Raw genomic sequence first — 23,329 nt, 5'->3', positions numbered from 1 at the left:
TGGGAAGAAAAAATAGCAGAAACAGATTGAAAAGAGAATAAACAGCCAGAACACTGACAAGGGAGGTCTTATGGAAAAAAGATTGCAATTATGGAGTCCTGTGTGGGGATGGCTTGCCACAAAAGAAGGGGAATCTGTAGATTTGAAGGGACAGGATCTTGTTCTTTATGAAACTGCCATCCAAGAGGCACTGGAGCAGGAAAAATTGTATTACAGAAAAAAGTCGGCACCATTCAATCTGATGGATTACTATGATGCGGATGATTCTGTAAAGGAGAAAGTGCAGAACCTCGATATCCAGGTGAAAAAAGAACAAGATGGTTTGTATGTTTGTGCCAGCCTTGCATTAATAGAGCCTCTTACACAGCAGGAACTGGAAGCGATCCAGAACTTTCTCAGCAGGCAGTACGAAGGGGGAATTTTTGATACCTCACGTATTCGTACCTATTCCGTAGAGGAAGGAGAAGTCGTTTTTGATTTTTCAGTAGATACAAAAGAAAAGTTCTCTCAAAAAGAAGTCCAATGCGAAACGCAGAAGAAATATGAAATCACTTCCATAGCCCATCCACAATTTCCATGGCTGCATAGAATCCGAGCATTGGTAGACGTAAATGAAGCGGTTCCCAAAGGAACCTTGGGTGGCTTTGTAGAATATGAGCAAAATCTTTCCCAGGAAGGATCATGCTGGATTTATGACCAGGCTATCTGCTGTGAACGTGCGGTAGTGGAAAGGAGTGCAGGACTGTTCCAAGAAGCGATTGCCAAGGGTGATGCCCTTCTTACGGGAACTGCAGTGATGTATCAAACGAGTATTGCAGAGGAATCCTGCCGTATTCTAGCTGGAGAGGTTTGGAATATGGCACACATTCGAGGATTTGCCAAGATTACTGCGGCAAAGGAAACAGGAGATGCACCTTTGATTCTCGGAAATAGCTTGGTTTTTGGAAATGTATGCGGGAAAGTATTGGTGAGAGGAAATGTTCTGCCAAGCCGGAGTGTGGAGAATCAGACACAGGAGCTGTTAGTTTTCAGGGGAGGTGATTCAATTCATAAAGTGAATGAAAGCAAGAAAAAAACAAAAAGTAAAAAACAGCCGGAGCGCTGATAAGAAAGGATGATGCCTATGGAAAATACCCTGCAGTTAGGGAACTTATTGAAAGAAGGAACATACCCGGAGGAATATACCGGAGGGAAAAACTGGACAATTTTACATGGAGATACGCTGAAACTGGTGAAAGCATTTCAGCCGGGGATCTTTGATGCAGTGATTACCGATCCGCCTTATGCGTCTGGGGGAACAAAACAGAATGAGCGAAACCGCACGACTAATCAGAAATACAGCAGTATGAAGGCAGAGAATGCACTGCCGGATTTTGATGGGGATAACAAGGATCAGCGTTCCTGGACCCATTGGATGGCAGAGTGGCTCTACGATGCGCGGAAAGCCTGTAAAGTTGGTGCGCCAATCTGCCTGTTTATTGACTGGAGACAATATCCCTCTATTACCGATGCACTCCAGTGGGCAGGCTGGATCTGGAGAGGAACTGCGGTTTGGGATAAGGGAAACTCTCGTCCGCAGAAAGGACGTTTTCGCCAGCAGGCTGAGTATATTGTGTGGGGCAGTAATGGCCCGATGCCAATCAACCGCCCGGTTTCCTGTCTTCCCGGTGTGTTCCGTTATGGAAATCCCCAGAACCGTATTCATGTGACAGAGAAACCGTTGCAGCTGATGAAAGATGTCATTCAGATTTGTGAGCCGGGTGGTAGAATCTTAGATCCCTTTGCCGGAGCAGGAACAACCATCCTTGCGGCGGTGGAAGAAGGCTATGAGACAGTAGGCATTGAAGTGACCGATGCTTATTATAAGCTGGGCAGTGACCGTGTAAAGTTTGCATTGGAAGCAAAGGAAAAAGAAGAGAGCGAGAAATAGCAAGGGCATCCACATGGATGTCCAACTTTGTTTCAGAAGAAGAAAAGTGCATCCACCTGGATGCAGGAAAGGGGTGAGGCGATGGAACAGGCGATGGCCTATGTGTGTTGTCCGGCAGAAGAAAGCAGAGTGAAGGTGCAGCGATATTGCCGGAAGATTTATGAGTTGGGATATGTTCCCATTTGTCCGAGGTTTGGATTTCTTTCTTTTCTGGATGAAGGGGAAGCTGAGGATTTGCAGGCATACAACCGGATGTCCCACTTGATCTTAAAGCGGTGTCGGATGGTGGTGGTCTGTGGAAAAGAAGTCACCGGAACGATGAACACAGATATTAGTACCGCAGACCGATTGCATATCATTTGTACCACATTAGATGGATTGATCAAGATCAAAGAAAAGGAAGCATAATCGATTCTGCATGGGGGAGTCGATGGAAATCGGTGGAACTGGTTTTGCAAGCATAGCGTTTGGATATCCAAACGCACTTTGGGGAGAACCCCAATCCCCCGGCAGTCGAGAAAGGAGAGAAGTGAAATGTTTTTTGCAGGAATGGCTCTTGGGGCAATGGCAGGTGCAGCCTTTGGCATTGGACTGATGTGCTGTGTGGTTGCCGGAAAGAGAGAAGATCAGCAGATGGAGCAGATGCGGATACGCAGACAGAAACAGGGAGAACCAAAACAGATCCAGTTCCGAGATATGGAAAGGACAAAGCGGTTCATCCTTTTGGATGGGGAAAGTCTTTGCATGATGGCAGAGGACGGAACGAAAGAGATTGGGCTTTGCCGCTTTGTGGATGAAAAGCAGGTAGATGTGAATGGGCAGGTCTGGGAGATCGGGGAATTCCTCTGGCAGATGGAACGCAGGGGAATTCAGGTGTATCCCTTAGAGACAGCAGAAAAGAAGAAAAGGTAGGTGGTTGAATGAGAAAACGAAACCATGTAGTTCCTGTCCGTCTGAATGCGAAAGAACTTCGCCATCTGGATGGGCAGGTAGCAAAGAGTGGACTAAGCAGGGAGGAATTTTTACGTTCTCTGATCTTAGGTGCACAACTGCAGACAAAGCCCTGTGAGCATCACGCAGAACTTCTTCGAAAAATCGCGGGGCTTTGCAACAATGCGAACCAGCTGGCTCATGTCGCCAATGGAACAGGGAGGGCAGGGGAAGCCAGCATACAGGAAATGCTTCGGATTTCCAAAGAGACCTGGCGTCTGGTGAAAGAGGAATGGTAGATGGCATATACCAGCGTTCTCCCCGTCCACCGCCTGGACCGTTCCATTGAATATGTGAAAGACCGGGCAAAGACAACCAAGAGTGCCGGATCCCTGGAAGAAGCCATTGATTATGCATTAAACCGGGAAAAGACGGAACAGACCATTTTTGAAGATGCCATTGGGTGTACCTGTGAGAATGCCTATGTGGACATGGTAAAGACAAAAGAGCGTTTCCATAAAAAAGAAGGGGTACAGGGATACCATTTGGTACAGAGTTTTGCGGAAGGGGAAGTATCTCCGGAACTGGCACATCTTATTGGACAGGAACTGGCAGAGCAGCTTTTGAAAGGGCAGTATGAGGTCGTGATCACTACTCACTTGAATACGAAGCATTACCATAATCATCTGGTGTGGAATTCAGTGAGTATGGTAGATGGGAGAAAATACCATAGCAATGCCAAAAGTTATTTTACCGAAGTGCGTCAGATTTCCGATCAATTATGCAGAAAATATGGTCTTTCGGTGATCCAGACGAATCAGGGAAAAGCCATGCATTATGCCCAGTGGAAAGCAGAAGCAGAAGGGAAGCCCACTTGGAGGACTGCCATCCGCATGGATATCCGGGATGCCATTGGTGTGAGTTTTTCCTGGAGTCAGTTTGTCAAAGAAATGGAGAAACGGGGCTATACCTGGAAGCTGAACCGGAAGCACCCATCCTTAAAAACACCGGGGATGGAGCGGTATATTCGTCTGCGTTCCTTGGGAAAAGGATATGGGGAGGCAGAAATCCGGGAGAAGATCCTGCGTCCAAAGATCCAACAGGTGTATGGAAACACGCAGATGCAGTTTCCAAGACGGAAACTTACCGGACTTCAGAGACTTTACTATTCCTATTTATATCAGATGGGGGTATTTCCGAAGAAACCAAAGCGGATTCCCTATGCAGTGCGTTCCGATATTCGGAGGCTGGAGAAACGAATCAGCCAGATGGAATTTTTACAAAAGGAAGAGATCACCACCAGGGAAGAGCTGGCAGCATACCGGAAACCCTTGGAAGAACAGGTACTTTCTTTGATGAAAGAGCGCAGAGAATTATACCGGAAAGAACCGGGCGGTATGCGCATTCAGGAAATCAATGGGGAGTTAAAAGAACTTCGTAAGAAAATCCGTTTAAGCCAGCAGATTGAAAAGCAGTCCTTGGAAATGGAAGAGCGGTTAAGGCAGGCAAAAGAACAGGAGGAGGTACAGGAAATGTCAGGGAAACAGCGAAGGGAGGCAGAATGGAATCGGTAAGGAGGTGAGAGCGTATGAACTATGGCGGTGATGCGGCGGATCAGATTGTCCGGTATTCCATGGAAGGCATGGAACATACCTTACGGATTAGTGGAAGCATTGCAAAAAATCTGGCGGTGCTGATTGTAGCGGTGATGAAGGATCAGAAAAAGACCAGGGGAAAGACCAACCTGCTTCGGATGTTAAAGGAACAGCGGGCAATGAAGTTTTTCACCATTCCCCATGACAGGCTGCGGGAGTTTGCCGGGGAAGCCAAATCCAGAGGGCTGTTGTATGTGGTCATCCGGGATAAGAAAAATCCCAAGTCCGCAGAAATCATGGTGTTTGCCGATGATGCAGCAAAGGTAAACCGGGTGCTGGACAAGATGAATCTGGACTTTGTAAAATCCGAAGCTGGAGAAGCGGTTGTAGAACAAGCGCCAGTACGGGAAGCAGACCGTGTGATTGATGCAGAGTTTACCGAGAAAACAGAAGGGAAAGAGGAACTTCCGGTGAAGACCGAAAAGGTGGTGCTGCCGGAAGGGACCATTGAATTTGAACTGGATGAAGAAGAGCATTTGTTTGATGTAGGGGAAGTTTCTCCTTCGGGGGAAAATTTTACCCAGGCGGAGAAGGCAGAGAATCTGTCCGAACCTTCCTCGCACAACAGCGCTTCTTTTTCCGGGCAGGAAACTAGCTGGAAAGGGGACAAGCCATCTGTCCGGCAGGAACTAAAGAAGATTGAAGCCGAGCAGAAACAGCGCAGGCAGACACAGAAGAGTCGGAGAAAACCGAGAAACCAGCAGAGAAAAAAGAAAAAAGTGAAAGGCAGGTAAGGTGATATGGATTTAACGAATATGATCCCAGGTGGAGCAGGGGAAGAACAGGCGGTAGAGCAGCGGCTGTCAAAAGAAGAATATGCAGCCATGAAAAAACAGCAGAGGGAAGAAGTGTGGGCAGAGGTTGACGCCCGGGCGCAGGCAGTGTTCCAAAATGGAGAATCTTTAAAAGGATTCTTGGATTTTATGGCACAGTGCAACACTCAGAAAACGCCCAACCTTCTGCTGATCTACGGACAGAATCCACAGGCAACCGTGGTAAAGTCTTATGATTACTGGAAGGCAGAGAACCGTTCCCCAAAATCCGGGGTGCATGGATACACCTATATGGTCAGTACGGAATATGAAAAAGACGGGGAGATGCGCACAGGCTATACCATCAGTAAGGGCTTTGACATCAGCCAGATGAGTGGAAAGCCTCTGGAAGAACGTCCGCAGCGTTCTATGGAAGAACTGATACAGTCTGTACTAAAGGATCAACCAGTGCGGATGCAGATCGCAGACAATCTGCCGGAGGGCATCCAGGCACAGTATATCCCGAAACAGCGTACCGTCTATGTGCGCAATGGCATGGATGAGAATACAACGTTCCATGCAGTGAACCGGGAACTGGCGTGTGCAGCATTAGACCAGCATGATGGGAATTATGTCAGGAAGAAAGTTAATGCCCAGGCATACTGTGCCGCCTATGTAATCGGTAAGCGGTATGGGGCAGAGGTGTCCGGTTTCCAGTTTGGAAAAGTAGCAGAGATGCAGGCAAACGGGCAGAAAGATCCCCAGGAACTGCGTGGCTTTTTAAATGATGTGCGTCAGGCAGCCTATACCATCCGCAACCATATGGAACGGAACTTCGGGGAACAGGAGCAGACTTTTTCTAAAGATGATTTTTCCTTTGAGGAACCGCCAAAGCAGACACCGAAGAAGGAGAAAAAAGAGAAACAGCCGGAGCGGTAAGTTCTGGAAAAAGTTCCGCTGTTGGGATAGCTATTGCGGGGTTTTTGTGGTATGTTGGGTGTAACAAAGGAGGTGCCAAAGATGGCAGATTACTATTTGAAAACAGACAATATCATGAAAAATATGTTTACGGTGGCATTAAAAGACGAACTGGCAGCCCAAAGTCAGATGGGAAAGGTTCGTCCGGCTACAGAAGCCATGCTGCAGAAAGTCCGGGACTATGAACTTTCTGAGAAAAGGCTTCCCATCACAACAGGGGAACAGCGGGAACTTCGCAATACCCTCAATCGGCTGCGGGACAAGTATCTGGCCATGGGCAGGTACAGCGATGGCATTGACAGTGTGATCTTAAAGGTCATGAAACCGAACACCAGCAGGCGCTTCTTCTGGTAGCAGAAGGGAGGGATGTCTATGAGGATGTATAATCAGAAACAAGTGGAACAATTACGAAAGCGGTATCCCGAAGGAACAAGGCTCTGCCTGGACTTTATGGATGAGGCAGGGATGCCGCCGGGATTACAGGGAACGGTAGCATTTATCGATGATGCCGGACAGATTCACATGCATTGGGAGAATGGGCGGAGCCTTGCCATCGTTCCCGGTGTGGATTCTTTTCATAGGGTAGACGGACCAGCAAAGGAAGCGCCAAAGAGTGAAAAAGCGAAGAAGGAGCGAAGCCAGCAGAGGTAGCATGGAAACGTTCTGACCTTTGGGTATGGCTGTTGTTTCTGCCCGTTGTCTGGTGGACAGGCGCCATCACTGCCTGTGCCATTGAGCCGGATACCAATCTGTTACAAATCTTACAAGTGCTGACCGAAAAACTGGATCAGCCATTTTCTATCACTTATACACCGTACACGATGCGGTGTGTGTTCACATTCACAATCGCCTATGTGTCAGGCATCGGTATTTATTACTCCCAGAAGAAAAATTATCGGAGAGGGGTGGAGCATGGCTCTGCCAAGTGGGGCGATGCAGCTTCCATCTGCAAGCGTTACCGGGACAAGCGGTACACCCAGAATCTCATTTTAACCCAGAACTTCCGCATGGGATTGGACTGCTATAAACATAAACGAAACTTGAATGTCCTTGTGGTGGGCGGTTCCGGTGCAGGAAAAAGCCGGGCATATGCTGTAGTCAACATTATGCAGTGTAACTGTTCCATGGTGATTACCGATCCCAAAGGAGAGCTTCTGCGGAAAACCGGAGGACTACTGGAGCGGGAAGGATATGAAGTGCGGGTGTTTGACCTCATCAATCCGGAAACCTCTTTTTGTTACAATCCCTTTGCTTATGTGCGGGATGACAAGGATGTGCTAAAACTCATCAACAACCTGATCCGAAACACCACGCCGAAAGGAGCGCAGAGTTCGGATCCGTTTTGGGAGAAAAGTGAGACTGCCTTGCTTCAGGCGCTGATGTTATATCTGTTACATGAAGCACCGCCGGAAGAACAGAACTTCTCCATGATCATGGAAATGTTAGGCTCTGCCCAGGTAAAAGAGGACGATGAGGAATACCAGTCACCCTTGGATATTTTGTTTGAACGACTGGAGATGCGAAATCCGGAAAGTATTGCGGTGAAGCAGTATGCCATTTACAAGCAGGCGGCTGGAAAAACTGCCAAGTCTATCCTGATTTCTGTGGGTGTCCGTCTGGCAGCCTTTAACTTAAAGCAGATCGCCAATTTAACCTGTACCGATGAACTGGATCTTTACAGCATCGGGGAGAAAAAGGTGGCGCTGTTTTGCTGTATCCCGGATGCAGATACCAGCCTCAATTATCTGGTGGGCATGATCTACAGCAACCTGTTTCAGACCCTTTATTATGTGGCAGACCGGAAATACCATGGGAAACTGCCGATCCCGGTACACTGCATCATGGATGAGTGGCCCAACGTGGCATTGCCGGATGATTTTGACAAACTTCTGGCAACCATGCGGTCGCGCGCAATTTCCTGCAGTATCATCATTCAGAATATTGCCCAGATGAAAGCCTTGTTTAAGGACAGCTGGGAAAGTCTCATCGGGAATTGCGATGAATTTTTATACCTGGGCGGGAATGAAAAAGAGGGGCATAAATATGTCTCAGAACTACTGGGAAAAGAAACGTTGGATACCAATACCTACGGGCAGACCAAGGGGAGAAGCGGAAGTTATTCTGTGAATTTCCAACAGTCTGGAAGAGAACTTCTTACCCCGGATGAAGTGCGACTTTTGGATAACCGGAAAGCGGTGCTGCTGGTGCGTGGGGAGCATCCCATTTTGGATGAGAAATACGATTTGCATAAGCATGTGAATGTGAAATATACCGAGGATGGCGGTGCGCCTCCATATGATTATGCGAAAGCACCGCTGTCCCATGAAGATGTAACCATTGATACCAGGAGACTGGATGATTATGAACTGCTCTCAGCTGAGGAGATCCTCGGAGGGGAGCAGTCTTTTTGATTGGAGGAATGCCATTGAAGAAAACAAATGAAATGCCAAAGAATCAAATGGGAAAAGGGCCAAAATATCCCTTTGCCTTTTATGTGGCACTGGTGCTGTCTATGACCGTAGGGGCAATGCCGGTGCTTGCTGCCGGAGATCCGCTGGCGGTTATTAATAACCTGTCCACCTTTATCTTTTCCCTGATCCGGGCCATCGGTCTGATCTTATTGGGATTTGGTGTGGTACAGGTAGGCTTGAGCCTAAAGAGCCACGATCCCAGCCAGAGAGCCAACGGGTTTCTGACGCTGGCAGGCGGCGTCATCATCACTTTCGCAAAAGAAATCCTGGACCTGATCGTTGGGTAGCAGGAAGAAATGGAAAGGGGCGGGGAGAGATTCTTCCTGCCCCGGCAAAGGAGGTGAAGCTGTTTGAGTGATAACTGGATCGTGCAGAACCTAAACTCTGCACTGAACACCTGGAATGAGAAGCTGGCAGAAATCTGGACACTGCTTACCCAAAGCCCGGAATCTTTTAAGGGGGGAGATATTTGGAGTGTCATCACTGGAATCAACGGAGCGCTGACCGCCATTGGTTATGGGCTGTTAGTCTTGTTTTTTGCTGCCGGGATTGTCAAGACCTGTGGCAGCTTTACGGATATGAAGAAGCCGGAGCATGCCCTCAAAGCCTTTATCCGGTTTGCTCTGGCACAAGGCGCCATTATGTATGGCATGGAACTGATGACAGCGCTGTTTTCCATTGTGCAGGGGATTGTGTCCACCATCATGGCACAGTCGGGCATGACAAACGGGGGTGTGACAGAACTTCCGGCAGAGATCGTGGAAAAGATTGAAGCGGTGGGAATGCTGGAATCCATTCCCTTGTGGATTGTGACCTTGCTGGGAAGTCTTTTGATTACGGTACTGTCCTTCATTATGATCCTTACCGTATATGGAAGGATGTTCAAGCTGTATATGTACACTGCCATTGCACCCATCCCCATTTCCACTTTTGCGGGAGAACCCTCCCAGTCGGTGGGAAAGAACTTTATCAAGTCCTATGCGGGAGTGTGTCTGGAAGGGGCGATCATTGCACTGGCCTGCATTATCTTTTCCGTATATGCTGCCAGTCCGCCGGCAGTAGGGGACACCTCTTTAAGTGCGGTGACCATTGTGTGGAATTATATCGGAGAGTTGGTGTTTAACTTATTGGTACTGGTTGGGGCGGTAAAAGCATCCGACCGGATTGTGAAAGAAATGATGGGATTATAGGAGGAAGTAAAACCATGAATGAGAAGAAAAATAGAAACGATAGAAAGACTTTGCCATTCCCTTGGGAATACGGGCAGGAAGAAATTACTTTGAAGGTATCCAGCTATGCTTACGGAAACGGACTTGCGATTTTGATGTATCGCCAGGAAGAAGGGGAGTTGGAATTGTTTGATGATCTGACGGTAAATCTTCCGGGCGGGTATGGGCTGGAACCCCAAGAGGCATTTATAAGCGGTGATTTTACGAAGGACAAGCTGGCATTCATCGAAAAGAACAGGCTGGGAAACAGACTGCCGGGACAGGCCCGGTCAGGCTTTGCTACCTACACCCCAGTGGCGTTTGACCTTTCAAGGCTTGCCCAGTATGACCGGGAAGGGGTGGAAGAATTTTGCAGACAATGGGGGCTGGATGTGCCAAAAGAATCGGAAAAAGACCAAGGGAAACTTACAGGCAAAAAGAAAAGAGAAAGAGAGAGATAAAAATATATGGAAGTAAAAATGAATAAAGAAATCCGTAACTATCAGGAGTCCATGTTTATGGGGCTGAATTTGCGCCAGTGTATCTTTTCCCTACTTGCCATCGCTGTGGCAGTAGGGATTTATTTTGGTCTGGGAGACTATGTGGGGCAGGAAATGACCGGGTGGCTGTGTATTCTTGGTGCTGCCCCTTTCGCAGCCTGTGGGTTCTTCCAGTATCATGGCATGAATGCAGAGCAGTTTGCCTGGGCATATATCAAGTCCGAATTTTTATACCCCAAGCGATTGCTGTTTCAAAGCGAGGATCTGTACCATGCCTGCATGGAAGAGACTATGAGTCTTGGAGAAAAGACCAGGGGAGATGGCGCTGTTCTTTTGAAAAAGCGGGAACAGCGGTCAAGGAAAAAACAGATGAAGCAGAAAAAGAAGGCAGGAAGGAGTGGTGCGTTTGATTAAAACCTTACAGCAGGCATTAAAAATGGACCGGGAGAAGTTCAAAGTCCCAAGGTCTGTTCAGCAGGCGATTCCCATCCAGCGGATCTGGCCGGATGGGGTGTTCCAGTCCGGGACGAAATTTTCCAAATCTTTTCGGTTTTCGGATATCAACTATGCCATTGCAAGCAAAGAAGATAAAACGGAAATGTTCTTAGATTACAGCGAGTTGTTAAATGCTTTGGATTCCGGCGCATCTGCCAAGATCACCCTGAACAACAGAAGAATCAATAAGGAAGAGTTTGAAGCCTCCCTGCTGTTGCCGATGAAAGAGGACGGGCTGGATACATACCGGAAGGAATACAACGAAATGCTGTTATCCAAGGTCAGCGGCACCAACAACAGCATTTATCAGGAACGGTATCTGACGGTCAGTGTCCATAAGAAGAACATTGATGAGGCAAGAACCTATTTCGCCCGTGTGGGAACGGATATCATCACCCATCTGAGCAAGCTGTCCTCTATTGGGGAAGAACTGGATGCGGAACAGCGCCTGCAGATTTTCCGGGATTTCTTTCAGGCAGATCAGCCCCAGTGTTTTCCCTTTGATATGAAGGCATTTGCCAAACGGGGGAGCAGTTTCAAAGACTGGATTTGTCCCCAGTCCATGGAATTTTCCAAAGACTGTTTCAAAATCAACGAGCGGTACGGGCGGGTGCTGTATATGCAGGATTATGCCAGTTATGTGAAAGATGACATGATTTCGGAATTATGTGATTTGAGCCGAGATTTGATGCTGTCCATTGACATCCTCCCGGTGCCAACCGATGAGGCGGTAAGGGAAATCCAGAACAGACTTCTGGGCGTGGAAACGAATGTGACCAACTGGCAGAGACGCCAGAATGCCAATAATAACTTTTCTGCCATTGTGCCCTATGACATGGAACTGCAGAGAAAAGAGACCAAAGAGATGCTGGATGACCTGACCACCAGGGATCAGCGGATGATGTTCGGCATCCTTACCATGGTGCATATGGCAGACAGCAAGAAACAGTTGGATTCGGATACGGAAAGCATCTTATCCGTGGCAAGAAAGCATTTGTGCCAGATGGCAACTTTGAAGTGGCAGCAAGTGGATGGCTTGAATACGGTACTGCCTTATGGCATCCGAAAGATCAATGCCCTGCGAACCTTGACCACAGAGTCCACTGCAGTATTGATCCCGTTCCATACCCAGGAGATCATGCAGCCGGGTGGTATTTACTATGGGCAGAATGCGGTGAGCAAAAATATGCTGGTGGCAGATCGGAGGAAACTTCTGAACGGAAATTCTTTCCGTCTGGGTGTCAGCGGTTCGGGAAAAAGTTTCTCAGCAAAAGAAGAGATTGTGGACCTTGCCTTGTCTACGGAAGATGACATCCTGATCTTAGATCCGGAGTCTGAATTCGGTTCACTGGTGGAAGCACTGAATGGAGAAGTAATCACAATTTCCGCCACATCCAACACCCATCTGAATGCACTGGATATGGATTCTGCATATGGAAACGATAAGAATCCGCTGATTGAAAAGTCGGAATTTATCCTGTCTTTGTTTGAACAGTTAGTGGGGGCTGGCAATCTGTCGGCAAAGGAGAAATCCATTTTGGACCGCTGTACCGCAGATGTGTACCGGGACTATATCCGAAGCGGTTATCAGAGCGAAGCGCCCACCTTGAAAGACTTGTACCGCCAGCTCATGCTCCAGCCGGAAGAAGAGGCCAGAGGACTTGCCTTGTCTTCCGAACTGTTTATCAATGGAAGTCTCAATACCTTTGCACAGAAAACCAATGTGGATACGAAGAACCGTATCATTGCCTATGATATCCGGGAACTGGGAGAGCAGCTCATGCCCCTGGGGATGCTGGTTACTTTGGACAGTATTTTCAACCGTGTGATCCAGAACTGGAAGAAAGGAAAGACTACCTGGATCTTTGCCGATGAGTTTTATCTATTGTTCCGATACCAATATAGCGCTGACTTTTTCTACCGCCTCTACAAGAGAATCCGTAAATACCAGGGATTTGTCACAGGTTTAACGCAGAACGTAGAGGAACTGTTAAAATCCGATACGGCAAGGCTGATGCTGGCAAACAGTGAGTTTTTGATCCTTTTGAATCAGGCAACCACAGACCGGGATGAACTGGCTTCCCTTTTGAATATTTCCGAGAACCAGTTATCCTACATCACCAATGTAGGCGCAGGAAAGGGACTGATCCGGTGTTCCGGAAATCTGGTGCCATTTGAGAACAGCTTCCCGAAGAATACGAAGCTGTACCGCTTGATGACAACGAAACCGGGAGAGTGTTAGTCGAAAAGATATTTAGGGTGCTGCTGGAATTTCTTCGGCAGCATCTTTTTGGGAAGGAGGGAATGTAAATGGAAGAAGGACAAACAGTGGAAATCCAGGAAACGAGAGAACCGCTTCGGGAGCAGGGCAGTGTCCGGGCATTACTGGAACTGTTGGAACAGCAGGGCATGGAACAGGAAAAAGGGGATGTGATCCGTATGGCAGACTATATCGATTCCATGGAAATGCAGCTGGGAACCGTCCTAAAGGAATTGGGAGAGGTGAAGAAGCAACTGGGTGTGATGCAGGAAAGCAAGGTCAAACTCTTTGCGGTGAACACAATCCAGAAGGCGGAACATCAGGTGCAAACACTTCGTTTTCAGGTGGGAGAATTTAAGACAAAGTTTGTGAAACGTGCAGAGCAGGCAGTTGTTGATTTTAAAGAAAAGGGGAAAGATGCCCTTGCCTCTGCGGTAAAGGGAATGCACCTTACGCAGGGATTACAAATACTTCAGTCTTCTCTGCACAGCGTGATGCTGTCGATGGATCAAAAGATTGATCGTCTGGGAAGTATGGCGGAAGAACTGCATGTTGCCAAAGGGCATCTGCGGAATGCATTTCTGGAAGCGGGTGGAAAAGAGGTGCGAAAGCTCACAGAACGCAATCCCGAACAGGGAATCATCTTTCAAACCCAGAAGGTGTTATTCCAATCCATGCGGAGTATCCATCAGTTGGAACAGAAAACGGAGCGATTGCAACAGCAGATAGGGAAGCTGGAAGCAAGAGAAGGAAAACAACCGTCTGTGAAGGATACCCTGCAGAAACTGAGACAGGAACAACACCCTTTGAAGTTTGGTAAAGAAGAAAAACAGAAGTCTGCGGTTCGATAAAGAGAAGTTTTTCAAAGGGAGGTGAAATCCATGAAAGAAAAAACAACCATTACGTTTCTTGCAGCGGAGTGCGGGGAGTTCCATGGGATGGGGGAATGTATCGAATGTACATCTTTAAAAGAAGCCTTCCGGCATTACCAGAGATTTTGCAAACGTTCCCCTCAGATGCTCCCGTCTTTGGAATTTTCCCTGCACCATGCAGAGGATCCTCTGTATAACGAGGGAGAATATCCATTAGTTACCGGGGAGAAGGGAAAAGAGTTATTATCCTATGTTCCCTATTATGCCAATCATCCGCTGGTGCAGGAAGCAGTAAGGGAACTGGAACAGCTGGAGAGTCAGCAGAAGAAAGCAAAAAAGCGGGGAAGGGAACGTTAGAAAGTACAGAAGAAGGGAGGTGTGTGATTGAAAGATATCAAAGAAAAAGTGCGGGATCAAAGTCCAAAGATCCGCAATCCAGCCTCCCGGCTTCCGAAAGAACTGGTGCGTTCTGCGATGCTGGAGACAAAAGAAAAGACCAGCATCATGGCAGATAAGCTCGGAAGAGAAACGGGAGAGGAATCCCCGGTAGAATATGCCGGAAACCGCATCCAGCGTGTGGAACAGCGAGTGGGAAAGGAAAGTGCTTCGGCAGCCTATCGTGGCGGTAAGAAGCTGGCAGTGAAAACTTATGAGAAGTTAAAGGAGCAGAAACAAAAGCAGAGAGAAGCTGCGACAGCCCCTTTGGACGGAGAAACAGGAACGGGTGGCACATCCGCCCAGGCAGGGCAGTCAAAGGCAAAGAAAGGGCGAACAGAAGCCAAAAGAAGCATTAAGGCCAGGCCGGAAGCAGAGAAAACGATCAAGGAAGCTGGAAATCGGATGGTAAAAACAGCGCCCCGTGTGGTGAAAGCCTCTCCGGTTTCTTCCCAGAAGGTGAAAACCCAGGCAGTCTTACAGAAGAAACAAGCACTCAAATCCATGAAAGCAGTCAGGGAAGCGAAACGGGCTGCCATGCACTCTGTTCAGACTGCCAAGCAAAGTGCAAAGACTGCAAAGGCAACCGGAAGAGGATTGAAAGCCATGGCAGAAGCCGCCGCTCATGCAGTGAAAGCTGCATTTGCAGCATTGATGGCAGGTGGAGGCGCAGTGTTTGTCGTTCTGATTCTGATTGTGGGGATCATTGGGGGTGCAGCCTTTTTGGGAAATTCCCAGAGCAGTGAGGCTTTAAGCGTAGAAGTGCTGGCACATACACCTGCCATTCAAAAGTATGCCAGTGAATTTGGCATCCCGGAATATGTTCCTGCCATTCAAGCCATTATGATGCAGGAAAGCGGCGGCAGGGGAACGGATCCCATGCAGGCCAGTGAGTGTCCTTATAACACCCAGTATCCCAATACACCCGGTGCGATTCAGGATGCTGACTATTCCATCAAGGTGGGGATACAGTATTATGCAGATTGTGTCCGGGAAGCCGGATGCCAAAGCCCACAGGATATGGACAAGCTAAAACTCAGTTGGCAGGGATATAATTATGGGAATGGATATATCTCGTGGGCGTTGGAAAAATTTGGCGGTTACAGTGAAGCCAATGCGCTGCAGTTTTCCCAGGAGCAGGCAGCCGCCCATGGCTGGTCGGGGTATGGTGATCCGGAGTATGTGCCTCATGTGATGCGGTATTATTCCGGCGGAGGTTGGTTTACCGGACTTTTTGGAAACAGGCAGCTTGTCACCATTGCGAAAAGCCAGCTTGGAAATGAAGGCGGAGAGAAGTTCTGGTCATGGTGGGGATTTACAGAGAGACAAGAATGGTGTGCTTGCTTTGTCAGTTGGTGTGCGGATCAGGCGGGGCTCATTCAAAACGGAGCTGTGCCAAAGTTTTCCCTTTGTACGGCAGGCGTGGACTGGTTTCAGGCACAGGGGAAATGGCAGGGGGCAGGAAGTGTCCCAAGTCCCGGCATGATTATTTTTTTTGACTGGGATCATGACGGAGCCAGTGACCATGTGGGAATCGTGGAAAGCTGCGATGGAACTACGGTACATACGATTGAAGGAAACAGCGGAGATGCAGTAAGGCAGAACAGCTATACGGTGAATTCCCAGTCCATTTTGGGATATGGACTGGTTGCTTACTAAAAAATGAGAAAAAATCAAAGAACGGATTGCATTGTAGGAGCAGAGGAACAATGCTATAATAGGAAAGCAGGCAGGGCGCACGTCCTGCCTGCTGATAAATATGAAAAGTACAATCATGAGATTGATAAAATAGAGTCATTGGGGAGTGGAATATTTGAAACGGGAAGAAATCTTTGAATATGTAAAAAAGCAATATGGAACAATTCCGGAATATCTTTGGAAGAGTTCTCCGGAGAACGCAATCCTCCGACATAAGAATGGAAAATGGTATGCAGCTATTCTACGGGTTGAAAAATCCAAGTTGGGATTAGAAGAAGAGGGCATGGTAGATGTGATCAATGTAAAGTGCGAACCGGATATGGTGGGACTTCTGACACAGACCTACGGTTTTCTGCCAGGGTATCACATGAATAAGAAGTATTGGATCACCATGTTACTGGATGGAACGGTAAGCGAGGCAAAAATTTTGGATTTTTTGGATATGAGTTATGATTTGATAGATGGGAAAAAAGATTGAGTTTAGAGGTTCCGTAACGAATTTGACATAGGAGGTATTTTATTATGGATAAGAGAGAACAGATGATTCGGTTATGGTTTTCTATGTGGCTGGAAAAGAAAGATTTAGGAATGGATGATATTTTTGCAGAGAACGTGATTTATACAGAAAGTTGGGGACCATGTTATAGCAATCGTGAAACCGTAAAGCATTGGTTTCAGGAATGGAATATGCGAGGGAGTGTAATCGCCTGGGATATCAAACAGTTTTTTCACAAAGGGAATCAGACAGCTGTGGAGTGGTATTTTAAAAATGTGATGGAGAATGGAGACATTGAAGAATTTGATGGAATTTCATTAATTGAATGGTCAGCAGAGAATAAAATCCAATCCTTGAAGGAATTCGGTTGTAATCTTCATAACTATAATCCGTACCAAAAGAGTGATACGCCCCAATTCAGAAAAGAAAAAATTAATTGGTTTTAAATGTTAAGTAAGCGGTACAAAGTAATTTTAGCAAGCAATGAGAAGGTGTGTGGTGACATGCATCTTCTTTTTTGCGTTCCAAAAGATTTTTAAGATTTCAAAAAGAAAATCATAAATTTTTCGATATGTAACATTTCTAGGACATTTCTGTTGTAAAATAAAAATTGGAATGATAGCAAAATTGTCGTAAAGGATGAAAAGGAATGAAACAGATTTTAATCGTAGAAGATGATGAACTTTTAAATAAAATGTTAGTTTACAACCTACAGTCAGAATCCTATGGGATTGTTTCTGTGGAAACGGTAAAAGAAGCCATGGAAGTATTAAAAAGCCAACCGTTTGACCTGGTACTATTGGATATTAATCTTCCTGATGGAAATGGATATGAAATTGCAAAAACAATCCGGGATAAATATAGTGATACCATTGTAATCTTTTTGACCGCAAATGACAGGGAAAGTGATGAGATCCGGGGATATGAACTTGGAGCAGTAGATTATATTACAAAACCTTTTTCCATCCATTCCCTGCAGAGGAAAGTAGAAAATGTACTGCGTATGATGCGGCATCATGTGTCCATGCAGGATGTCTTTGATGATGGCAGGCTGTTTTTAAATTTTGCAGAGCAGACAGCTATGCTGGGTGGGAAGCCATTAACCTTATCTACTTTGGAATTTCGGATGCTGAACCTGTTCTGCCAGAACCGCAATCGTGTATTAACAAGAAAGCAGTTGTTGGAAAAAATATGGGACTGCACAGAGAATTATGTGGACGAGCATACGTTGACGACAACGTTAAGCCGCATCCGGGGAAAGATTGAAACAAATGGAACAGTATATATCAAAACGGTGTATGGCATGGGATACAAATGGACCGGAGGTGAACCAGCATGATAGGAAAGAAAATCTCTGTAAAAAAGATGTTTTTTTGGCTGACTTCTGGAATGGCACTTTCAATGACAGCAATCATATTGGTCTCATTCTTTCTGACAAAAAATATCGTAGTGTTATGGGTTGGTCTGGCATTAATAGTCTGTGCAACACTGTGGATGCTTTTTATGGTACAACTGTTGGGGATGAGATTGTCAAATTTTACTTCTGAATTGTGTCAGATCCTTGACGACATGATGAACCGTAGTCAAGAGCCTGAAAATGTATCAGACAGGGAGACGATTTTTGCCCGTATCCATCATCGTCTGGTGCGTCTGTATAATATCCTGCAGGAAAGTAACCGGAAGGTAGAAGCAGAAAGGCAGGAATTACAGTCCTTGGTGTCAGATATTTCCCATCAGGTCAGGACTCCGGTAAGCAACATGAAAATGATTGTAGATACACTTTTGACAAAATCCCTGGAAGAACAGGAGCGGAATGAGTTTCTTAAAAGTGTAAGAGGCCAGATCAATAAGCTGGATTTTTTAATACAGGCATTAGTCAAAACCTCCCGTTTGGAAACCGGGGTGATTCAATTAGAAAAAGAAGATCATTTCATATATGATACTTTAGCGCAAGCTATGAGTGGAATCTTATATTCTGCAGAACAAAAAAAGATCCATGTATCAGTGGAATGTCCAGAGGATGTGTGTGTGTCCCATGACAGTAAGTGGACAGAAGAAGCTATTTTTAATCTATTGGACAATGCAGTAAAATATACCCAGGCAGGAGGGACTATCAATGTGTCTGTAGCGCAATGGGAAATGTATGTGGAAATAAAAGTATCCGATACAGGAAAAGGAATTTCAGAAAGCAATCAGGCATCTATTTTCAAGAGGTTTTACCGGGAAGAAGAGATTCATAATCAACCGGGTGTTGGAATCGGTCTTTATCTGACCAGGGAAATTGTAACACAGCAGGGCGGTTATGTTACTGTGGAATCACAGGTGGGAAAGGGATCAGCATTTTCTATTTTTCTGCCAAGATAAAGGAAAGAAATATATGGAGGATACTATGGCAGCTGTAAAATTGGTTTCACTTACAAAAGAATATCGAAATGGAGAAAATTACATAAGAGCAGTTGATGATGTATCATTTTCCATAAAAGAAGGAGAGTTTATTGCAGTCATTGGTGCTTCCGGAAGCGGAAAGTCAACCCTGATAAATTTAATCAGCGGATTGGAAAAGCCCACCCATGGATGTGTTTATGTGCATGATGTAAATTTGACGCAATTATCTTTAGAAGAACAGATTTCTTTTCGCAGATGGCATATTGGAGTTATTTTTCAAAGATATAATCTGATTCCTGCCATGAATGTGTTTGAGAATATCGTGCTTCCGGCAAAATTATTGGAGAGGACAGTAGATGAAAAAGAGGTTTTCCGTTTGGCAAAAACTCTGGGGATCGAAGAGAAACTCTTTCAGATGCCGGATGAGTTATCTGGAGGACAACAACAAAGAGCTGCTATTGCCAGAGCTGTCTACACCCATCCTACCATTCTGTTAGGGGATGAGTTGACGGGAAATCTGGACTCCAGAACCAGCGCCTCTGTTATGGAACTGTTAAAAAAGATCTGCAGGCAATATCAGCAGACAATGCTTGTGGTTACCCATGATAAAAAAGTCGCTGCCATGGCAGATCGGATCATCCGCATGAAAGACGGAAGGGTGGTGGAAGATGAAAAACTATGATTATCACCGTCCGGCAGAAAAAGTGCTTTTGGATTCTTACAGAAAACAGAACCGAAACAAAAACCGTCTTTTGTTTCTGGCAGTTGCACTTACCGTTGGAGTGATTTTCTGTATGATAAGCTTTGCCTATGGGAAAATACAGGTGGACATCCAAAAACATATCCGGACAGATGGAATGACAGTGTCAACGTATATTGAAAATGGTACAGAAGAAATGGCAGGGCAGTTGCATACGCTCTCCTACATAGCAGAGACGGGAAAAGAAAAATTTGCCGGAAAACTATGCAATCAAACTATAAAATATTGCGACTGTGTTGTGGCAGATGAAACAGCATTTGAAACCATGCTCTGTCCGGCTTATACACAGATCATAGGAACGTATCCCAAACAGGAAAACGAAATCATGCTTTCCACCAAAACCTTGGCGTATCTGGGAATTTCGGAACCAAAGGTGGGAATGGAATTAAAGCTGGATTTTTATTGGAATGATTTTTTCCAAACAAAAGGAACCGGACAGCAGACGTTTCAGCTTTCCGGATATTTTACAGAATATCAGAATCAGGGGGCAAGTTCTTCTATTGCATTTTTGTCTGAGAAGAAACTGAAAGAAAGCGGAACTGGATGGGACCCCTGCAGGATACTGGTGAAACCGGAAAAGGATTCTGTCAGTGGCATACAGATGGAACAGCAATTGCAGGAAGATGTCCGGTTGGAGGAAGGACAGAGGATTGTCAGCATGGATTCGGCTGCATACCGGGCAGTAGAAGGAATGCTGGGAAGCTATGGATTTGCAGCCTTGTTCTCTTTCCTGATTCTGCTGTGTATGTTTTTGTTCATCTATAATATTTTGAATTTATCATTAGGAAAAGATTTACAGCAATATGGTCTGATGGAAGTGATTGGGGTACAGCAGCATCAGATTATACAAATGATATTTCGGCAGATGATGGAAGTTGTCTTGAAAGGAAGTTTTGCAGGCGTTGCTATAGGCAGTCTGGTGGTACTTGGAGTCCTGCCCTCTGTCATTGGAAAGCTGTATCTTGGACAGGCAGAAGAACTGGAGGGGATTTCTTTCTACCAGCCAGGATTCTTTCTGATAGCCATTCTGCCAGTGGCAGTAACTTTGGGTGTTGTGATACTTCTGGTAAAGCAAAAAATCAAAGTTCTGAGTCCTCTGGAGTGTATGAACTATGGAACTGGGACTGTTGCAGAGAAGAAACAAACAAAGAAAAAGAAAGCAGGTTTCCGGAGTTTTGGAAACAATCCGGAAGTTTATCTGGCCAGGAGATATCTGTTTTACAATAAAAAGGCTTTTTTCATCACCATGATTTCTCTGACTATAGGTTGCGGCTTAGCGCTTGGATCTTCGGTGATTGTAAAGGGAGTAGATCTGCAAAACCAGTTTATGAAAGAACCTGATTTTCAAATCCGCATCACACAGGAAGCCTGCAGAACACTGATGGAAACTTCCCCGGATACAGAAAATATGGTCTTTTTCCCGAAAGAATTCTTGGCGAACATCCTGCAGACTGCCGGAAACAGCCTGCAGGATGAAACAAAGATCCAGGGATTTTACCCTATTATCGGGAAACAAGGTCGGGATAGCATCAAGTTATTAAATGACGGGGAAACTGTTCCGACAGTGATCCAAAAAATTTCTTCTTCTGAAAAAGAAAAACTGCAGGAATTTTTGAAAGAGCAGGAGATAACAGCAGAGTGGGAAACATTTGCACACGAAAACGGAACGATTCTTCTCCATGACCACAGAGTATCAGAATATGCAGAAGAGCAGGCATTGGAGCAGCTTGGAAATACAATAGAAGTGTATGACCTGGTTCCGGTGGGAACGGATATGTCTGTTCGGATTCCAGAGACACTGGTAAATTGCGGATATCTGGATATTACCAAAGAAGGATTTCCGGAATTAGAGTTGTGCTGGGATGGCAGAAATACCAATCTTCTTCTTGTAACAGAGGAAACCTTTGAAAACCTGTCAGAGAATCTGACCCCACAGACCTTTGAAATGAGCTTTTCGGTAGCAAAGGAACAGGAATCGGGCTGCAAAAATAGGTTAAAGGGAATGATCCAAACAGAAAATATGGAATTTCAGTCTGAAAACGGATATGCGGAGCAATTAAATTTATTCCAGATGGAGAGTCGGTCAGACCTTTTATTAAAAGAACAGGAGTATATTCAGACCAGCAGGCTGTTGCTTCTGGTAATCAGCGGATGCCTGATCTTTATCGGGATTATGAATTTTTTGAATGTAAGGGTAACAGAGATGTTACTTCGGAAAAAAGAATGTGCCATTATGAATCGTGTGGGAATGACCAGAAAGCAGTTGCAGCGGATGTTCCTTGCGGAAGGAATGTTTACCTGGCTGTTGTTGAGTGTTCTTCTGGTAACAACGGGAACGCTGTTGATAGGCGGGATTAGATGGTACATGAAAACAAAGATTTCTTATTTTGTATTCTATTATCCGCTGAAAGAAATGGTTGTTCTACTGATGATTTTACTTGCAGGCAGTATTCTGGTACCAGAAATTTTCTTTAAAAAGTTTTATAGAAAAGCGGATACTAAATAATTGGAGGGAATTGAATGATGTATCAAACCGTTTTAATAGAAAATATTACTACTGAAAATGTAACTGAAAAAATAAATGCTAAACTTATAGAAATGGAAAAACAAAGCTACAAACTTGTAACTATGTCATTTTGGGGAGCTGAAAAAGCTGTCTTGGTTTTCAAAAAAGGATTAAAAGGAAGTTTGCTGTGATATTTTAAATAGAATTATAGTCACAGATAAAATCAAGAACAGCAGAATATCATATTAGGTATCTTTTGTAATTTTTTGAAATGTCCGAGATTTGTAACAATTCAGGCTGAAATTCCTTGAATTTTGTTCTTTTCTCGGACATTTCTGTGACATTTGTATTTTATAATAGAGTCATCATAAAGAAAGGCAGAAAGGAGCTTATAGAATATGAGTATTTTACAGACAATCGATTTAAAAAAATATTATGGTACAGAACCGAATATTACAAAGGCACTGGATGGTGTGAATTTTTCGGTGGAAGAAGGTGAATTTGTAGCGGTAGTAGGCACTTCAGGTTCCGGTGGTCATGTTAAAATAAGACTAAGTTAGCAGATTCCTTATAAAATAAGGGCTCACGCCAATTTAGTCTTTTTTCTATTATACCATAAAGGGTAGAAAATTCATAGACCGGGAATGAATTTTTCATAGTAAAAATCAAATGGCAGGGGCTCTTAAAGATAGAAACCTATTGCTACTGGTCCTGTCAAAATTATATCCATTCTCACAGGCGGTCAAGTTTGTGAAAAACCATTCGGTTGCAATATATTGAAAAAAATATGTTAAGGACTAGGTTAGTTAAAAGATTCTGTTAGCTGGCTTAGTCCTTTTTTTCTTGGGAGGACGGAGCAATGATAAAGGTGATTATGATTGTTGGAATAATTTTTTTCCTCGTTTCGTTGTATGCGTGTCTGATAGCAGGCAAAAGAGCAGATGAAGAAATAAGTGCTTTATTTGAAAAAGAAAAGAAGCAGGGGAGTGAGGGATAAA

At 45.3% G+C, this 23,329-nt stretch carries 27 protein-coding genes and 1 pseudogene; all 28 read left to right on the top strand.

The features are described 5' to 3' along the window. Window positions 1–70: 70 nt before the first annotated feature. The 28 genes and pseudogenes from NQ489_RS09055 (at window position 71) to NQ489_RS08920 (ending at window position 23,328) form a co-directional block, all read left to right on the top strand. Window positions 71–1,105, top strand: coding sequence for a hypothetical protein (locus NQ489_RS09055; RefSeq protein ID WP_021651994.1), 1,035 nt, complete (start codon window positions 71–73; stop codon window positions 1,103–1,105). Between the two features lie 18 nt (window positions 1,106–1,123). Continuing rightward, window positions 1,124–1,930 (top strand): DNA-methyltransferase, encoded by an 807-nt coding sequence (locus NQ489_RS09050; protein ID WP_009248018.1) that lies wholly within the window; start codon window positions 1,124–1,126, stop codon window positions 1,928–1,930. A gap of 81 nt (window positions 1,931–2,011) precedes the next feature. Next, window positions 2,012–2,338: a DUF7768 domain-containing protein gene (locus tag NQ489_RS09045; RefSeq protein ID WP_044961833.1), complete on the top strand. Its 327-nt coding sequence runs from the start codon at window positions 2,012–2,014 to the stop codon at window positions 2,336–2,338. A 126-nt stretch (window positions 2,339–2,464) separates the two neighbouring features. Next, window positions 2,465–2,842, top strand: coding sequence for a hypothetical protein (locus tag NQ489_RS09040; RefSeq protein WP_021651997.1), 378 nt, complete (start codon window positions 2,465–2,467; stop codon window positions 2,840–2,842). Between the two features lie 8 nt (window positions 2,843–2,850). Next, window positions 2,851–3,159 (top strand): plasmid mobilization protein, encoded by a 309-nt coding sequence (locus NQ489_RS09035; RefSeq protein WP_009248015.1) that lies wholly within the window; start codon window positions 2,851–2,853, stop codon window positions 3,157–3,159. Continuing rightward, the gene (locus NQ489_RS09030) at window positions 3,160–4,434 is read left to right on the top strand and encodes a relaxase/mobilization nuclease domain-containing protein (protein WP_021651998.1); all 1,275 of its coding nucleotides are present in this window, start codon (window positions 3,160–3,162) and stop codon (window positions 4,432–4,434) included. It begins immediately after the preceding gene. A 14-nt stretch (window positions 4,435–4,448) separates the two neighbouring features. Further along, window positions 4,449–5,249 carry a PcfB family protein gene (locus tag NQ489_RS09025; protein WP_021651999.1) on the top strand — a complete coding sequence of 267 codons (801 nt, stop codon included), beginning with the start codon at window positions 4,449–4,451 and terminating at the stop codon, window positions 5,247–5,249. A 6-nt stretch (window positions 5,250–5,255) separates the two neighbouring features. Next, the gene (locus tag NQ489_RS09020) at window positions 5,256–6,206 is read left to right on the top strand and encodes an ArdC-like ssDNA-binding domain-containing protein (protein ID WP_021652000.1); all 951 of its coding nucleotides are present in this window, start codon (window positions 5,256–5,258) and stop codon (window positions 6,204–6,206) included. Window positions 6,207–6,287: 81 nt separating this feature from the next. After that, window positions 6,288–6,599 carry a hypothetical protein gene (locus tag NQ489_RS09015; RefSeq protein ID WP_044961794.1) on the top strand — a complete coding sequence of 104 codons (312 nt, stop codon included), beginning with the start codon at window positions 6,288–6,290 and terminating at the stop codon, window positions 6,597–6,599. Between the two features lie 18 nt (window positions 6,600–6,617). Next, complete coding sequence (locus NQ489_RS09010; RefSeq protein ID WP_009248010.1) at window positions 6,618–6,896, top strand: DUF4314 domain-containing protein; 279 nt, start codon at window positions 6,618–6,620, stop codon at window positions 6,894–6,896. A gap of 32 nt (window positions 6,897–6,928) precedes the next feature. Next, the gene (locus NQ489_RS09005; protein ID WP_021652002.1) at window positions 6,929–8,656 is read left to right on the top strand and encodes a VirD4-like conjugal transfer protein, CD1115 family; all 1,728 of its coding nucleotides are present in this window, start codon (window positions 6,929–6,931) and stop codon (window positions 8,654–8,656) included. An 8-nt stretch (window positions 8,657–8,664) separates the two neighbouring features. Beyond that, window positions 8,665–9,003 carry a hypothetical protein gene (locus NQ489_RS09000; protein WP_021652003.1) on the top strand — a complete coding sequence of 113 codons (339 nt, stop codon included), beginning with the start codon at window positions 8,665–8,667 and terminating at the stop codon, window positions 9,001–9,003. A 63-nt stretch (window positions 9,004–9,066) separates the two neighbouring features. Further along, the gene (locus NQ489_RS08995) at window positions 9,067–9,906 is read left to right on the top strand and encodes a hypothetical protein (protein ID WP_044961796.1); all 840 of its coding nucleotides are present in this window, start codon (window positions 9,067–9,069) and stop codon (window positions 9,904–9,906) included. A gap of 14 nt (window positions 9,907–9,920) precedes the next feature. Next, window positions 9,921–10,385, top strand: a complete 465-nt coding sequence (locus tag NQ489_RS08990; protein ID WP_021652005.1) for a DUF4313 domain-containing protein — start codon at window positions 9,921–9,923, stop codon at window positions 10,383–10,385. 6 nt (window positions 10,386–10,391) lie between these two features. Continuing rightward, window positions 10,392–10,838, top strand: coding sequence for a PrgI family protein (locus tag NQ489_RS08985; RefSeq protein WP_021652006.1), 447 nt, complete (start codon window positions 10,392–10,394; stop codon window positions 10,836–10,838). After that, entirely contained in the window at window positions 10,831–13,161 is a 2,331-nt protein-coding gene (locus NQ489_RS08980) for a VirB4-like conjugal transfer ATPase, CD1110 family (RefSeq protein ID WP_021652007.1), read from the top strand. Before NQ489_RS08985 ends, NQ489_RS08980 begins: the two co-directional genes overlap by 8 nt. Before the next feature lie 68 nt (window positions 13,162–13,229). Then, window positions 13,230–14,030, top strand: coding sequence for a DUF6674 family protein (locus tag NQ489_RS08975; protein WP_021652008.1), 801 nt, complete (start codon window positions 13,230–13,232; stop codon window positions 14,028–14,030). 30 nt (window positions 14,031–14,060) lie between these two features. Further along, window positions 14,061–14,408, top strand: coding sequence for a hypothetical protein (locus tag NQ489_RS08970; RefSeq protein ID WP_021652009.1), 348 nt, complete (start codon window positions 14,061–14,063; stop codon window positions 14,406–14,408). Window positions 14,409–14,435: 27 nt separating this feature from the next. Continuing rightward, on the top strand, window positions 14,436–16,145 hold the full coding sequence (locus NQ489_RS08965) for a CHAP domain-containing protein (RefSeq protein ID WP_021652010.1): 1,710 nt from the start codon (window positions 14,436–14,438) through the stop codon (window positions 16,143–16,145). A gap of 154 nt (window positions 16,146–16,299) precedes the next feature. Further along, window positions 16,300–16,662: an MmcQ/YjbR family DNA-binding protein gene (locus NQ489_RS08960; RefSeq protein WP_021652012.1), complete on the top strand. Its 363-nt coding sequence runs from the start codon at window positions 16,300–16,302 to the stop codon at window positions 16,660–16,662. A 44-nt stretch (window positions 16,663–16,706) separates the two neighbouring features. Beyond that, entirely contained in the window at window positions 16,707–17,126 is a 420-nt protein-coding gene (locus NQ489_RS08955) for a nuclear transport factor 2 family protein (protein ID WP_021652013.1), read from the top strand. 203 nt (window positions 17,127–17,329) lie between these two features. Beyond that, entirely contained in the window at window positions 17,330–18,019 is a 690-nt protein-coding gene (locus NQ489_RS08950) for a response regulator transcription factor (protein WP_021652014.1), read from the top strand. After that, window positions 18,016–19,044 (top strand): sensor histidine kinase, encoded by a 1,029-nt coding sequence (locus tag NQ489_RS08945; RefSeq protein ID WP_021652015.1) that lies wholly within the window; start codon window positions 18,016–18,018, stop codon window positions 19,042–19,044. The genes NQ489_RS08950 and NQ489_RS08945 overlap by 4 nt, the downstream gene beginning before the upstream one ends. A 25-nt stretch (window positions 19,045–19,069) precedes the next feature. Then, entirely contained in the window at window positions 19,070–19,747 is a 678-nt protein-coding gene (locus NQ489_RS08940) for an ABC transporter ATP-binding protein (protein WP_044961836.1), read from the top strand. After that, window positions 19,734–22,331 carry an FtsX-like permease family protein gene (locus NQ489_RS08935; RefSeq protein WP_021652017.1) on the top strand — a complete coding sequence of 866 codons (2,598 nt, stop codon included), beginning with the start codon at window positions 19,734–19,736 and terminating at the stop codon, window positions 22,329–22,331. Before NQ489_RS08940 ends, NQ489_RS08935 begins: the two co-directional genes overlap by 14 nt. Before the next feature lie 14 nt (window positions 22,332–22,345). Further along, complete coding sequence (locus tag NQ489_RS08930; RefSeq protein WP_021652018.1) at window positions 22,346–22,522, top strand: hypothetical protein; 177 nt, start codon at window positions 22,346–22,348, stop codon at window positions 22,520–22,522. A 207-nt stretch (window positions 22,523–22,729) separates the two neighbouring features. Beyond that, window positions 22,730–22,864: pseudogene (locus tag NQ489_RS08925) on the top strand (ABC transporter ATP-binding protein); the annotation flags it as partial. 326 nt (window positions 22,865–23,190) lie between these two features. Beyond that, window positions 23,191–23,328 carry a hypothetical protein gene (locus NQ489_RS08920; protein ID WP_227945632.1) on the top strand — a complete coding sequence of 46 codons (138 nt, stop codon included), beginning with the start codon at window positions 23,191–23,193 and terminating at the stop codon, window positions 23,326–23,328. Window position 23,329: the final 1 nt, after the last annotated feature.

The sequence above is a fragment of the Blautia sp. KLE_1732_HM_1032 genome (assembly GCF_025147905.1).
GTDB lineage: Bacteria > Bacillota > Clostridia > Lachnospirales > Lachnospiraceae > Blautia_A > Blautia_A fusiformis.
The sequence above is the reverse complement of the archived record's forward strand: the minus strand, read 5'-3'. Positions and strand labels throughout refer to the sequence as shown.

Coding starts and splice junctions, on each gene's coding strand:
- NQ489_RS09055 (WP_021651994.1), top strand. CDS start 71: ATGGAAAAAAGATTGCAATTATGGAGTCCTGTGTGGGGATGGCTTGCC.
- NQ489_RS09050 (WP_009248018.1), top strand. CDS start 1,124: ATGGAAAATACCCTGCAGTTAGGGAACTTATTGAAAGAAGGAACATAC.
- NQ489_RS09045 (WP_044961833.1), top strand. CDS start 2,012: ATGGAACAGGCGATGGCCTATGTGTGTTGTCCGGCAGAAGAAAGCAGA.
- NQ489_RS09040 (WP_021651997.1), top strand. CDS start 2,465: ATGTTTTTTGCAGGAATGGCTCTTGGGGCAATGGCAGGTGCAGCCTTT.
- NQ489_RS09035 (WP_009248015.1), top strand. CDS start 2,851: ATGAGAAAACGAAACCATGTAGTTCCTGTCCGTCTGAATGCGAAAGAA.
- NQ489_RS09030 (WP_021651998.1), top strand. CDS start 3,160: ATGGCATATACCAGCGTTCTCCCCGTCCACCGCCTGGACCGTTCCATT.
- NQ489_RS09025 (WP_021651999.1), top strand. CDS start 4,449: ATGAACTATGGCGGTGATGCGGCGGATCAGATTGTCCGGTATTCCATG.
- NQ489_RS09020 (WP_021652000.1), top strand. CDS start 5,256: ATGGATTTAACGAATATGATCCCAGGTGGAGCAGGGGAAGAACAGGCG.
- NQ489_RS09015 (WP_044961794.1), top strand. CDS start 6,288: ATGGCAGATTACTATTTGAAAACAGACAATATCATGAAAAATATGTTT.
- NQ489_RS09010 (WP_009248010.1), top strand. CDS start 6,618: ATGAGGATGTATAATCAGAAACAAGTGGAACAATTACGAAAGCGGTAT.
- NQ489_RS09000 (WP_021652003.1), top strand. CDS start 8,665: ATGCCATTGAAGAAAACAAATGAAATGCCAAAGAATCAAATGGGAAAA.
- NQ489_RS08990 (WP_021652005.1), top strand. CDS start 9,921: ATGAATGAGAAGAAAAATAGAAACGATAGAAAGACTTTGCCATTCCCT.
- NQ489_RS08985 (WP_021652006.1), top strand. CDS start 10,392: ATGGAAGTAAAAATGAATAAAGAAATCCGTAACTATCAGGAGTCCATG.
- NQ489_RS08975 (WP_021652008.1), top strand. CDS start 13,230: ATGGAAGAAGGACAAACAGTGGAAATCCAGGAAACGAGAGAACCGCTT.
- NQ489_RS08970 (WP_021652009.1), top strand. CDS start 14,061: ATGAAAGAAAAAACAACCATTACGTTTCTTGCAGCGGAGTGCGGGGAG.
- NQ489_RS08955 (WP_021652013.1), top strand. CDS start 16,707: ATGGATAAGAGAGAACAGATGATTCGGTTATGGTTTTCTATGTGGCTG.
- NQ489_RS08950 (WP_021652014.1), top strand. CDS start 17,330: ATGAAACAGATTTTAATCGTAGAAGATGATGAACTTTTAAATAAAATG.
- NQ489_RS08945 (WP_021652015.1), top strand. CDS start 18,016: ATGATAGGAAAGAAAATCTCTGTAAAAAAGATGTTTTTTTGGCTGACT.
- NQ489_RS08940 (WP_044961836.1), top strand. CDS start 19,070: ATGGCAGCTGTAAAATTGGTTTCACTTACAAAAGAATATCGAAATGGA.
- NQ489_RS08935 (WP_021652017.1), top strand. CDS start 19,734: ATGAAAAACTATGATTATCACCGTCCGGCAGAAAAAGTGCTTTTGGAT.
- NQ489_RS08930 (WP_021652018.1), top strand. CDS start 22,346: ATGATGTATCAAACCGTTTTAATAGAAAATATTACTACTGAAAATGTA.
- NQ489_RS08920 (WP_227945632.1), top strand. CDS start 23,191: ATGATAAAGGTGATTATGATTGTTGGAATAATTTTTTTCCTCGTTTCG.